Source organism: Veillonellales bacterium (assembly GCA_039680175.1).
Taxonomy (GTDB): domain Bacteria; phylum Bacillota; class Negativicutes; order JAAYSF01; family JAAYSF01; genus JBDKTO01.
Window position 1 is genome coordinate 1 of record JBDKTO010000059.1, and the last position, 13127, is coordinate 13127.

The 13127-nt window shown below is 41.2% G+C and carries 11 protein-coding genes and 2 tRNA genes; 8 read left to right on the top strand and 5 right to left on the bottom strand.

Going from position 1 to position 13127, the window contains the following annotated elements; genetic code table 11:
* The first annotated feature begins 51 nt into the window (after positions 1-51).
* A tRNA-Lys gene (locus ABFC84_09330) sits at positions 52-127 on the top strand.
* A 626-nt stretch (positions 128-753) separates the two neighbouring features.
* Here the strand turns inward: ABFC84_09330 and ABFC84_09335 are convergent.
* Entirely contained in the window at positions 754-1149 is a 396-nt protein-coding gene (locus ABFC84_09335; GenBank protein MEN6412946.1) for a hypothetical protein, read from the bottom strand.
* Positions 1150-2408: 1259 nt separating this feature from the next.
* Here ABFC84_09335 and hcp (ABFC84_09340) point away from each other — a divergent pair.
* The 3 genes from hcp (ABFC84_09340) to ABFC84_09350 all read left to right on the top strand — a co-directional run bounded on the left by hcp (ABFC84_09340) (position 2409) and on the right by ABFC84_09350 (position 6123).
* Positions 2409-4052, top strand: coding sequence for a hydroxylamine reductase (gene hcp / locus ABFC84_09340; GenBank protein MEN6412947.1), 1644 nt, complete (start codon positions 2409-2411; stop codon positions 4050-4052).
* Positions 4053-4239: 187 nt separating this feature from the next.
* The gene (hcp, locus tag ABFC84_09345) at positions 4240-5907 is read left to right on the top strand and encodes a hydroxylamine reductase (protein ID MEN6412948.1); all 1668 of its coding nucleotides are present in this window, start codon (positions 4240-4242) and stop codon (positions 5905-5907) included.
* A gap of 27 nt (positions 5908-5934) precedes the next feature.
* On the top strand, positions 5935-6123 hold the full coding sequence (locus tag ABFC84_09350; protein ID MEN6412949.1) for a ferredoxin: 189 nt from the start codon (positions 5935-5937) through the stop codon (positions 6121-6123).
* A gap of 88 nt (positions 6124-6211) precedes the next feature.
* Here the strand turns inward: ABFC84_09350 and ABFC84_09355 are convergent, their stop codons facing one another.
* The 3 genes from ABFC84_09355 to ABFC84_09365 all read right to left on the bottom strand — a co-directional run bounded on the left by ABFC84_09355 (position 6212) and on the right by ABFC84_09365 (position 7086).
* Positions 6212-6370 (bottom strand): hypothetical protein, encoded by a 159-nt coding sequence (locus ABFC84_09355; protein MEN6412950.1) that lies wholly within the window; start codon positions 6368-6370, stop codon positions 6212-6214.
* Positions 6371-6661: 291 nt separating this feature from the next.
* Positions 6662-6737 (bottom strand) — tRNA-Gln (locus ABFC84_09360).
* A gap of 214 nt (positions 6738-6951) precedes the next feature.
* The gene (locus ABFC84_09365) at positions 6952-7086 is read right to left on the bottom strand and encodes a hypothetical protein (GenBank protein ID MEN6412951.1); all 135 of its coding nucleotides are present in this window, start codon (positions 7084-7086) and stop codon (positions 6952-6954) included.
* 505 nt (positions 7087-7591) lie between these two features.
* Here ABFC84_09365 and ABFC84_09370 point away from each other — a divergent pair.
* On the top strand, positions 7592-8026 hold the full coding sequence (locus ABFC84_09370; protein MEN6412952.1) for a DMT family transporter: 435 nt from the start codon (positions 7592-7594) through the stop codon (positions 8024-8026).
* A 243-nt stretch (positions 8027-8269) separates the two neighbouring features.
* Here the strand turns inward: ABFC84_09370 and ABFC84_09375 are convergent, their stop codons facing one another.
* Complete coding sequence (locus ABFC84_09375) at positions 8270-9130, bottom strand: LysR family transcriptional regulator (GenBank protein MEN6412953.1); 861 nt, start codon at positions 9128-9130, stop codon at positions 8270-8272.
* 132 nt (positions 9131-9262) lie between these two features.
* On the opposite strand from ABFC84_09375, the gene ABFC84_09380 reads away from it, so the two are divergent.
* The 3 genes from ABFC84_09380 to ABFC84_09390 all read left to right on the top strand — a co-directional run.
* On the top strand, positions 9263-10684 hold the full coding sequence (locus ABFC84_09380; protein MEN6412954.1) for a sodium:solute symporter family protein: 1422 nt from the start codon (positions 9263-9265) through the stop codon (positions 10682-10684).
* 495 nt (positions 10685-11179) lie between these two features.
* Entirely contained in the window at positions 11180-11764 is a 585-nt protein-coding gene (locus tag ABFC84_09385; GenBank protein MEN6412955.1) for an HD domain-containing phosphohydrolase, read from the top strand.
* A gap of 276 nt (positions 11765-12040) precedes the next feature.
* Positions 12041-13127, top strand: a 1087-nt coding sequence (locus tag ABFC84_09390; protein ID MEN6412956.1) for a methyl-accepting chemotaxis protein, incomplete at its 3' end; no start/stop codon positions are given.

The following is a 13127-nucleotide window of genomic DNA, read 5'->3' on the forward strand; positions in this document are numbered from 1 at the left end:
TCTGACTCCCGCATGCGTTGGTTCGAGTCCAGCCGCCCCAGCCATTTTTTTGACTCACTAGCTCAACTGGCAGAGCAACTGACTCTTAATCAGTAGGTTCACGGTTCGATTCCGTGGTGGGTCACCAGTAAAACACAGGCACATCAAGGCTTTAAGCCGATGATGTGCTTTTTATTATGTAAATATGTGTCCAAAGTTGTGTCCATAACCGAACAAAAAATAAAAAATTCCAAGGCACTCGGACACATAACTAATATCTTCTCCACTGGTTAATAAAAGAACAAGGCCGGCAGCTACTCTGACCTTGTTCAGAAGCAAAGGAGAAGGTTAACACATCGTTAGTATGACCCGGAGTTCGGGATTTATGTAAGAGGGGTGTGCCTCAATTAAGGTCGTCACTTCGTAACAACTGATGAATAATTTCTGCTATCTCTTCGCTATCAAATGAATCTGCATCAGTTGAGATAATAATATTCCCGCACTTATGGCAATGAAGTTTTGATTCAGTTTCTTCAAATAGATTATCTGGAATTGGCAGTACAGTGTTACATTTAGGGCAAATGTATTCCATATATATCACCTCATCATAATGATTACTGGTAACTGGTTCGACATAAATCTGCAGTTTCCTAGGTTACGTTGTATCAGCCAAGATGCAACGCAATAGGTGGAAAAATATATGGGATTGGGGGATATGGCATTGAAGGCGTTCAGGGGGTGCGAGTGATGAAGGTGCTGGAGGGATCAAACGCGTTATTTAATTTTTAATTCTAATTCAGCCAGTTTCTTTTTTAGCTTACTAACTTCATCGGCTAGGTTTAGTTCCTTGGTTTTATTTTGATTTTCCTGTTGAGAAGCATCAATAAGTAAAATACAGCCAATGCCAACAATGAAATTTCCAAGTACATTCTCTTTGTCGTTGTCATTAAGAATGGCTATAAGTAAAAGACCAATTAAAGCTCCTAGTGCGGACATTATAAATCCATTTAAATTAAAAAAGCTCACGGCGATCACCTCTTCAGAAGTAATATATTCAATGTTTAATAATGTGAGATGATTGACTGAATGAAATTTGGTAAGAAGGGCGGAAAGTGCTCCTGGCGCAATTTGATAATGAAAAATTAAAAGGGACCACCAAAGTGGTCCCACAAGAAAAGGAGATTGTTTCCTGAATCATCGGAAACAACCCCATTATATCACACCTGAAATCATATGTGGTTTACATAAATTCGATATACAAAAAGTCAAAAATTCTGGAGGGGCAGACAGCCATGACACCAAGAGAATAAGTGTTTGGAGCAGCAGCTTAAAGTAGTGCAGAAATGATCATAGACTTACTTGACAACGCGGATGAATTCTCCCGCCGTGTTGATCAAATATAGAGTTAACCAACGAGATGTTTTATTCTCGACCAATCATTACATCAGTTGACTTAATTAAAGCATAGACACAAGTTCCAGGATGTAATCGTAGATCTTTTACTGAGGATGTTGTTATGACCGACGTAATTAAACCTCCCTCATATTCTATAACAACGCTAGATACAACATCTCCCAAATCAATACTTCGTACGATTCCGGGTATTTGATTTCTTCCACTAATTTTCATAATAATCCCTCGCTTTGTATTGATTTATTTTATATTATGTTAATGAATTTTAATGTGTGTTTGTTTAGACAAAAATAAGGCCACCGAAGAGGTTTATCCCTGCTTATCCCTGTAAGGTGCTTCCCATGTCCAAGGGAAGCAAAACAAAGAGCTAAAATTGGTGGATCATCATAATTAATAGTCACTATGCGCTGCTGCCATATGTGCAACTAATAGCATTAGAACCTTTGGGGAAGGCGTGAACGATATAGAAGTCATAACCATTCTGCAGCCGTGGGTGTCTGATAATGATAAACCCAGCCGGGTGAGCAACGGCTGGGCCTGCTGAGGAGGTTAGGTATGCAATTTGCTACCCAATTTAATATATTCAACGATGAGTTGTTATGTGAAATAGATTAAAGATAAATAGAGTTATTATGTTAAATTTTGGTTTGCTTAAGGCCATAGCGGTAAAATTTTTAAGCAAGGGACTTTTTAGCTGCCTTGCTTTTTTCTGTTTTCCTTTTAGAGAGTCTTCTGAACAAAGTTTTTATCTTATCGGGTTTCGGCTGTGTTGAGGAGATGAGCATATATGGCAGTAGTCGCGGTAGTGTATTTGCGTGATTTAATTTACTTGCGACGGTTCCAATGTCAGTGCCGGAGGTCATGAAGTAAGCAGCCATATGCCAGAAACTGCGGGGTATAACGGCTGGCAGGTTGCAACGATGTTGTGATGTAGGTCACATTCAACAGATGAATTTTTTGCTAGAATTATATCAAATAGTTTTAATAATGCTTATACATAAAAGGAGGAGAAAAAGATGTCAATGTTTTGTTACCAATGTCAAGAAACGGCTAAAGGTACTGGATGCACCGTACGCGGTGTATGTGGGAAAACGGCTGATGTTGCTAATCTTCAGGACTTGTTAATTTATACTCTTAAAGGAATTTCGGCATATGCACTGAAAGCTCGTCAGGCTGGAATTGCCACAACAGTTGCCGACAAGTTTATTATGGAAGGATTATTTGTCACTATTACTAATGCTAACTTTGATAAAGAACACTTTGTAGCTCTTATTAAGCAGGCATTGTCATTACGAGCAGAAGTCAAAACTGATTTGGAAAAAGCGGGCATAGCGGCAGAGGTTACTCATGACAGCGCTCTGTGGTTTGCTGATAATGCGGCAGATTTTGAAAAAAAGGCTGCTTTAGTTGGAATTTTGGCGACTGAAAACGAAGATGTCCGCTCATTGCGTGAATTGCTTATTTATGGTGTAAAAGGAATGGCTGCTTATGCTGAACACGCTTTTACATTAGGCTATAAGGACGATGTCATTTTTGCTTTTATGCAAAAAGCGCTAGTTGCTACTACCGACGATAAATTAAGTGCTGATGAATTGGTCGCTTTGGTGATGAAATGCGGCAAATATGGTGTTGACGTTATGGCTTTGCTTGATAAAGCCAATACCAGCACCTATGGCAACCCAGAGATTAGCAAAGTTAATATTGGGGTGAAAAATAATCCGGCTATCCTCATTAGCGGCCATGATCTGAAAGATCTGGAAGAACTGCTGGAACAAACTCAGGGGACTGGCGTTGATGTATATACACATGGCGAGATGCTGCCTGCTCATTATTACCCGGCCTTTAAGAAGTATGACAATTTTGTCGGTAATTATGGTAATGCCTGGTGGTTACAAGATAAAGAATTTGAAACCTTCAATGGACCAATCCTAATGACCACTAATTGCCTGGTGCCGCCGAAGGCCAGCTACAAAGACCGTGTGTATGTGACCGGTGTAGTAGGCTTTGAAGGGGTAAAACACATTGACGAGCGGGTAGCTGGCAAACCAAAAGATTTTTCATCCATCATTGCTTATGCTAAAAAATGCCCGCCACCTCAGGAAATAGAACGAGGGGAGATAGTAGGAGGGTTCGCTCACAACCAGGTAGCAGCTCTGGCTGATAAGGTGGTGGATGCTGTGAAGAACGGTGTCATCAAGCACTTTTTTGTTATGGCCGGCTGCGATGGCCGTATGAAGAGCAGAGATTACTATACTGAATTTGCAAAAATGCTGCCGAAGGATACTGTTATTCTGACTGCCGGGTGTGCCAAGTATCGTTATAACAAACTGCCGCTTGGGGATATCGGCGGTATTCCACGCGTGTTGGATGCCGGTCAATGTAACGACTCTTATTCGTTAGCCATTATTGCTTTGAAGCTTAAAGAGGTATTTGGCCTGGATGATGTAAATAAGCTGCCTATATCCTACAATATCGCCTGGTATGAGCAAAAAGCCGTCATTGTTCTTTTAGCTCTGCTATATCTTGGTGTGAAAAACATTCACCTTGGACCGACGCTACCAGGATTCCTTTCACCTAATGTAGTTAAGGTTCTCGTAGATTCATTTGGTATTGGCGGTATTAGTAATGTTGAAGCTGATATAAAAATGTTCATGGCATAATTTTGAAATTGATCTCGCCAATCAGGCGGCTGAAACCTATGCTTTGTAAAGCGGATCATTGGAGGAGAATGAGGGGCGTAGCTGTAAATTTGGATGTGGTACTGCTGGGAAAGGGAGATTCTGAATAGTATTATTCGGCAGTTGCATAATAGTATTAAATCGCATATTAAGGGGGATTATGTACAATATGCAAAATGCTATGTTTTGTTATCAGTGTGAGCAGACCGCAGGGGGAAAAGGCTGTGTAAAGATGGGCGTATGCGGTAAAACTCCTGAAGTTGCCGCACTGCAAGATGTTCTCATTCACTCGTTAAAAGGAATTGGCTACTATGGCTGGCAAGTTATAAAAGATGGTGGAAAGATTGACACTCCTACCTATAAGTTCGTTATGGATACTATGTTTTCTACTCTTACAAATGTAAATTTTGATCCAGAACGGTTTGTGCAGTACATACAGCAAGCCAATAAGATTAAGTCTCAACTTAAAGAGCAGCTGGGCGCTATGGCAAAGTCCGCCCCCCGGGAAGCAGAGTATATGGCTCCATCTACCAAGGAAGAAATGTTACGCGATGCTCCGCGGTTCGGCATTATGGCTGACGAAACAATGGATATGGATATCCGGTCATTGCAGCAAACGTTAATTTATGGCTTTAAAGGCATGGCTGCTTATGCCCATCACGCCTTAATACTCGGGAAAAAGGATGAAGAAGTGGGCAATTTTTTCTTCAAGGGGCTGGCCGCTGCATTAGATCAATCGTTGGGTGTCCCCGAATGGCTGGGTCTATGCATGGAGCTAGGCAAGACCAACTTAAAATGTATGGAAATGCTCGATGCTGCCAATACAGTGGCTTATGGCAATCCGGAACCGACAGAAATACTCATATCCAAAAAAGCCGGACCGTTCATCGTCATCTCCGGGCATGACATGAAAGATCTTAAGCAGCTACTAGAACAGACAGAGGGTAAGGGCGTTAACATTTATACCCACGGCGAGATGATCCCCGGGCATGGTTATCCTGAACTGAAAAAGCATAAACATCTCATTGGTAATTTTGGTACTGCATGGCAAAACCAGCAAAAGGAATTTGATAATCTGCCAGGCTGCATTCTCATGACGACGAACTGTCTAATGTCGCCTCGTGCTAGTTATCGTGATCGAATTTTCGCAACGAGCATTGTCGGCTTTGCTGATATGCCGTATATTGAGGAACACAATGGACGCAAGGATTTTACCCCAATTATCAACAAGGCATTGGAGTTGGGTGGATTCAAAGAGGACGAACCTGAACGAAAGATCACTGTCGGGTTTGGGCATCATGCAGTTCTTAGTCATGCGGCTGAGATTGTAGCTGCGGTAAAAGCAGGGGAAATAAAGCACTTCTTCCTCATTGGCGGTTGTGACGGTGCCCGCCCGGGCAGAAGCTATTATACTGACTTTGCTGATAAGACTCCCCATAATACGTTGATGTTAACGTTAGCCTGCGGCAAATACCGGTTTAATTACAAAGATTTTGGCACATTAGCCGGTTTTCCCCGTCTCCTTGATGTAGGGCAGTGTAATGACTCTTTTTCCGCCGTACGCATTGCGGTGGCCTTAGCCGATGCGTTCCAGCGCGGTGTGAATGAGCTGCCGCTTACCCTGGTGTTGTCCTGGTATGAACAGAAAGCTGTCGCGATACTGCTCACACTGCTATTTCTCGATATTCGCAACATCTATATTGGTCCAAGTCTGCCGGCATTTTTCTCGCCTAATGTGCTGCAGGTTCTGGTTGAGAAATTTAAGGTTAAAGTTATCTCAACGCCTGAGAAAGATCTGGAAGCCATTCTTGGAGCGAATGCGTTAAAGGCGCAATAAAATAAATGCAGGAAGAAGGAAAAGGGTATGAAAGGTTTTGTTGACAAGGATACTTGTATAGGTTGTGGATTGTGTCCGGGAATCTGTCCGGAAATTTTTGCAATGGATGACGACGGAAAAGCCAAGGCATTAGCTAGGGAAATTACAGATGATATTATTGTGAATGCAAAAGACGCTGAAATGCAATGTCCCGTCAGTGCAATAAAAGTTGAGTAGATTTGATTCAATAAGCCTGCGGAAATTGGAAGAAAATAACCCGCTCAGAATAGCGCAGCCGGAATATACCGGCTGCGCTATATAAAAATTAACTTTGTGGTTCATCTAATTCTGGCAGCCCGGAATCTTTGGCGGCGGGAGTGCTTTCAGTCGTATTAACCGCTTGATCAGTTTCAATCGCCATGTTATTAATGGCTAATTCGGCATCGGGGATGCTTGAAAACATACCATTTACAAATCGTTTCATAGCATACCTCCCTTCAGCATAAAAATACACCACAATATTTATTCTATGCTGAAGATCTGCAAATATGCCTGGGATTTTTTGATAATACACCATGATCTTAGTTTGTACGGAATTTATGAGGAATATGTGGGTGATTCGTTTGGCTTCAGTTTTTTTGCGCATCGGAAGAATTGATTGGATGGTCAAAGAACTGATTCAAACCGCCGGGCTGCAGTTTGAACAGCCAGTAGCGAAGGAATAGCGCCTCAAACAAAAATAAGGCCGGCATAGTGGGAGGCCTTGTTTAGGGAATGGCTATCGGGGCTGGACTCGAACCAGCAATTGCGGGAATCAAAATCCCGTGCCTTACCAATTTGGCTACCCGATAACTATAATTATATTGTTATCAAATTTATTTGGATTATGCATATATTATGCATATGAAACACAAAAGCAGGCCCACGAATTGGCTTTTAAGTAAATGATTCCCGCTAGGGAACGGAAGCGGTAATCGCAAACATGCGAGAGATTGTTATGCAAAAAGGAGGCCAGAAATAAAAGAACAAGGCCAGCAACGACACTGACCTTATTTGGAGAAAATATTACCTGCGATTTTTTTCGGTTGGCTCCGGATAAATGGCTTTTTTAATATCGGACGGTGTATCTTTTCCAGCTAATTGCGAAATAACATGTGTTTTACGATCAAACTTTTTTGCTTGGTCATTACTTTTTTCCACATGTGTCACCCCCTGATATTAGTTTAGCCAAAAATAAAAAAAACACTCTCAGGGAAAATGATGTTTGATAATGTGAGAAGAATATGAAAAGGCCGGCAGGATTGGCGGTCTATTTTTGTGTAAAATAAAAGCTCCGGTTAGGGGAGCTAAGCTTGGATAGTTATTACCGACTTTTAGCCTTATACTTGTGCCAATATTGGAGAAGTGTAGCTAGTGCTGCTAAACTTAAAGTAATGTCGGCTATTGTGTGTAATGTATCGCCGTAAGGCCAAGGACGAATAAATAACCACAAGATAATGGCGGACCAGAAAAATATATCAGAAAAATGTTTCATATCATCCAGTTTTCTCCTTTCCTTTGGATTATTTAATTATAGCATAATGTTGATTGTAATACGTTATTTAGAATAAATTAGCAATAATAAACATTTTTTTTTATCTCATGGTATAATTACTATGTCGACTAAGACATTTGTATAGGTACAGCTGAAGGTTGAGGGATATAAGTGAATTGGATATATTTACTCATAAGCTTTTTTGGTGGTGTAGGACTTGCTTTTCAGGCTAGTGTAAATGGCGAATTGGGGCAAAAAATCGGCACTTTTGAAACCTCTTTAATTGGGTATACGGTTGGCGCTGTTATGCTGCTATGTATTACGCTGCTTTTTGGGCATGGAAATATTTTAATGGCTGCAAATGTGACAAAATGGAAATTGTTTGTCGGTGTATTAGGTGCTATGTATATGTTTATTATGGTCTTATCCGTACCAAAGATTGGAGCAGCATCAGCTATTATTGCCGGAATTATGGGGCAGCTCGTACTAGGAATGATTAGTGACCATTTTGGGCTATTTGGAAGCCCTGTCATACATTTTAGTGGCTACAGAATGGCTGGAATTGTGTTGATGTTTGTTGCAACGTTACTGTTTTATAAACGATAAACCAAATTAGATGGATAGCTTAGCGGATTGATCAGACGATTTATCGAAGCTGCTAGCTTTCAGGGCATCCACTGGACGAAATCGTCCGGGGGATGTCGTTTTTACTTTTGCTACTTGCATTTCGCAAGTTAAATACGGGAAATACTGGTTTTGGCTATTTGTCTAGTAATGGACAAATAGCCGTTTCTTAGTTTGCCCCGAAGGGGGCGATAGATTGGTAGGGAGAGTTTACTACAGACTGCATTATTTAAATAATGCGATAAAATGGGATGCAGCACCGGAAAGCGGGCGATTTTTTGACCAGATGATTGCGCTTGTTGTTTTGATGGAATCCGGTGTTATTTTATAAAAACCTAAAGAAGAGCCGCTAAATAGATTGGTTGCTGATTCAGGAACGATTGCTATGCCGATTCCTAAATTGGCCCAAATCAGCAGGGGGGTAATATCATCGCTAGCGCAAAGGATTGTTGGCTCGAATCCATTTTCACGACAGTGTTCTGTAACCATGGATACATGCCGCTGGTGTACTAATAAAGGCTGATCCATTAATCGACACAATTGTATAGGTTCAGTTTGAGGGTGTAGTATATTGCTATTTGCCGCAGCAACCATTGATTCTTTCGGTAAAACAAGATAATCATACAGTTCGCAGTCAAATGGAAAGCGAACAAAGCCAATCTCGATAATACCGACTTTTAGCAATTCCAAGATTTTCATGGTTTCTCCTTGATGTAAGAGAAAGGTCACTTTAGGATAATGCTTATGAAATTCTTGAATATGAGTTGGTAAAAGAGATCCGCCGGATGAGGTGATGGTTCCGATTGTTAATCTGCCGCTGATGCCGTCTGTAGCTTCCTGTAATTCATTTACCGTTGTTTTTATTAATTCCATTATTTGCACAGCTCGACGCTGCAAGATGTTTCCTGTTTCTGTTAACTGGATGCGTGGTTTGCCTCTATCAAATAATTGAGTGCCTAATTCTTTTTCTAATAGTATAAGCTGCTGACTGAGCGGTGGTTGAGTCATGTTCAACCGTTTTGCTGCCTTCGTTATTAGACCTTCTTCGACGACTGTCAAAAAATATTTGAGCTGGCGTAGATCCATAGAGGGCGACCTCCCTGAATACATATTCAATAATCATATATATAGTGGTCGAAATAGATATTTTTAATATATAAAGTTCTTTGCTATAATCTTACTGAAAGATGAGTAGTAAGTCAAATTGGAGGAATCGCAGTGGAACTGAGTTTTGGACATCTGGCAAGTTTGCTTATAACGATAATGGTAGTGATTGGGGGCGGCATCTATTCGTCACGAACGATAAAGTCGGCTGAAGGATACAGCTTGGGAGGACGCTCGTCAGGAGCAGCCCTCGTTGCAGGTGGCATTGCCGGAACGGTGATAGGTGGAGGGGCCACTGTGGGAACTGCCCAAATGGCATATTCCATGGGGCTTTCTGCTTGGTGGTTTACCTTGGGGTCAGGTATAGGCTTTATCATTATGGGAATTTTTTATGCTCGTCCGCTTCGTAATACCTGCTTAGAAACAATTCCGCAGTATCTTGTTCTCAACTACGGGAAAACGGCAGGACCGCTTGCTAGCATAATTTCGTCCATTGGCATTCTGCTTAGCGCAGTGGCAAGCTGCTTACCGGGGATACAGATTCTCGCAGCAATATTCAACATTCAGCCTTGGCCCGCAGCATTTATTCTGATTATACTTGTTAACGCTTATGTTTTTTTTGGTGGTATAAAGGGTGCCGGTGTATCCGGAATATTAAAGATGATCATTATTTGGATTACCTTATTGATAGCTGGAGTAACCGCATTTTTTGCTTTGCGGGATATGCCGGATTTTCCGATGGCTTTTCCCGATTTTCCCTGGTTTAGCCTCTTCGGTCAGGGCGTTGGGGCAGGTTTAGGCAATCTTTTTTCACTGATTGTCGGTATTATCTGCACACAAACGTATATTCAAGCTGTTTTTTCAGCGTCTGATTCTCGTACTGCCGCAGCGGGAGCTTTTGCCGCCGCAGTTGTTGTGATACCGGTAGGTCTGCCGTCAATCGCAATTGGGATGTTTATGCATGCCGCCCATCCGGAAATTCTACCCATTTTAGTTTTACCAAGTTATTTGCTGCAATATCAGCCGGCTTGGCTCGGGGGAATTGGCTTAGGGGGGATATTGCTGTCCATAATTGGCTCCATTGGCGGTCTGGCTTTAGGCATTGGCACTATGATCTCCAAGGACATCTGCGCTGAATTGCTGCAGATCAAAACAAGTAAAACTCTACTTTGGATTAATCGTTTTACCATACTGGTCGTAATGATCATAGCTTCCTTGATTGCTCTTTTGAATTTAGACTCCCAGGTTTTGTTTTGGAATTATATGTCCATGGCTTTGCGTGGCGGAGGAGTTTTCCTGCCGCTTAGCATAGCGATATTTACGCCGGGGAGATTAACGAAAAAGTGGGCCGTAGCTTCCATGATTTTAAGTACCGCGGCTTCGATTGCTGCTGCTACGGTATTTCATTTACCGATAGATCCCTTGTTTATTGGAATTACGGTCAGTGCAGCAGTTATAATGCTAGGGTTGATATTGGGAAATATAAATCAAAAGAACTTGATTGTTTTGGAGAGCACACATAGAAAGTCACTTTAAATCTGCCGGGATCACACACACCTCCTTGAATACAAAGAATTCGGCCTTTTATACGACTTTCGGATATTTTTTGCCTTTCTCATTTAAAAATGGCACTTTACGCAAAGCGTAAAGTGCCATTTTCATCATTCGAAAGTCATTCAAGTAAGCAGTATGGCTTTTTTGATAAAGTCTAATAAATTTCGTAAATTGAAAAGTGGGAAAAAATTAAAGACAAAATACTTGAGAATAGTAACACAATCACATTGTGTTACTATAAAATTTTTATCCAATATAATATAAAATACGCTTAAATATGACACATTCCTCCCTAATTTTTAAAAAATCAAGGAATTTCATGTAAAAATTACTTGATTAGGGCCGATTATCCATGGAATTACGATCCATATTATCTAAATTAACGGAATGCTCCACCTTAATTTTGAAACAAAAATTACCATATGCTCTGCAATGTAACACAATGTGACTGTGTTACATTGCCATATCGAGGTAAATATGATAATTAAAACCAGCGAAATACCTTGGCATACTCAACTGACTGTAGAAAAGCTATATAAGTTGATCTTAAACTATGATCCTGAAATAGCTTATCATTCCAGCAATGTTAAAAAGATTGCTGGAATGCTGACAGACGGTCTTAATTTATCCATACAAACAAAACATGAAATTGCTAATGCGGCATTGCTCCATGATATTGGGAAAATAATGATACCAAAATCTATCTTAGACAAACCAAGTAAACTAACGCCCCAGGAATATAAAATCATAAAAGAACATTCGCTTTATGGCTATCAAATACTAGGCAATATCAGCGGATTCCAGCATATTGCTGATGATATATTGTATCATCATGAATTTTTTAACGGAACTGGGTATCCAATAGGAACGTCGGGAGTAGATATTCCCTTTATTTCCCGAGTATTAACGATTTCCGATGTCTATGAAGCATTAATTTCTGACCGATGCTATCGAAAGGCACTACCAAAAGTGCAGGCAGCAAAAATGATAGTAGAAAGCAGCGGTATTCAATTTGACCCGATGCTAGTGGATAAATTTTTATTCATAAAAGATTTTTTATAACACAGAATGCTTATTTCTTTGTCTATTTGCCTAAGAAGATGATCTTGATTGGCATTTTACGGAATCGATAGCTGAATATGACTTTCTTCATTCAGTAGACACTAATTGCAATGATTTATCAGCTAATCATGAAATATTTGGCTGTAACGGGGTGAAGAGCCGCCAAGAACGTTACATTTTCAAGGGTAAGTCCTGTAGCGAAAGAAGGGGATGAAAGAAGAGGGTAGGTCGTTTTGGCATAAGCATATAAAAATTAATTAGAAGGGAATGAACAGAATGGGTATTAAAGATTTACATGTCCATACAAAAGAATTGGAGTTTGTTAAATCGTTTATTCAGATTATCGGTTGCTCGTTCGAGGAGGGAGCAGTCTTTTTTACAACTGATTTGACGGAGGTGACTTACAAGCATACTGAAAGATTTGACCTGTCCGGTCTTGATGTGGGTAACCAATTTAGCAAAGATGGTTTGGCCGCCAAGGTTATTCAGGCACGTCGGCCGATGATGTTTGAAATACCGCGGGAGACTTATGGCAAGCGGGTATGCGCCATTGGTGGACCTATTTGGGACGATCCCGATAGTGAAATTATCGGAGCGTGGGTAATAGGTACTCCTCGTGAACATAAAATTGTTCAGGCCTTCGAGGCATTTGCCCCTATTATTACCGATTCGCTGCCGGAAGGCGGTATTATAGCTATTGCTGATAAAGGAAAATTTGTCAAGCGGCAGGGATCTCCTAAATTTGATATACCCGAGATACAAGTTGGCGAGCCAATTCGTGACGGCAGCAGCCAGGCAGAGGCTTTGAAACAGAAAAAACAAGTTACGATAGAGATTGATGCGTCTGTTTTCGGGTTCCCGGTCAGGGCCATTGGTGTTCCGTTGCTGGATGATGCAACCGGTGAAGTGGTTGGAACGTTTAACATCGGCATACCCCGGAAATTGGCTACTGATTTAAAGGAATTGTCTCACAATCTCGACGAGGGATTGACGGGAGTTGCGGCCGCGGTACAGCAGATTACTACGGCGACTAATGACGCCAGCACCAATCAAGGTCATTTACATGAGGAAATTGAGAATGTAAAAGGACATCTGGATAAGATTAATGAAGTGATGGTTTTCATTAAAGACATAGCCGATGAAACAAAAATGCTGGGATTGAATGCGGCGATTGAAGCTGCCCGCGTAGGCGACGCGGGCATGGGATTCGGCGTGGTGGCCGAAGAAATCAGAAAGCTGTCGGAAGAGTCGAAGAAGACAGTCGCTCAAATTAAGGAACTGACAAAGCAGATTGAAACATCCATGAATGAGACAGCGGATGCTTCCCAATCCACCTTGGCGGTGACGGAAGAAACATCGGCGG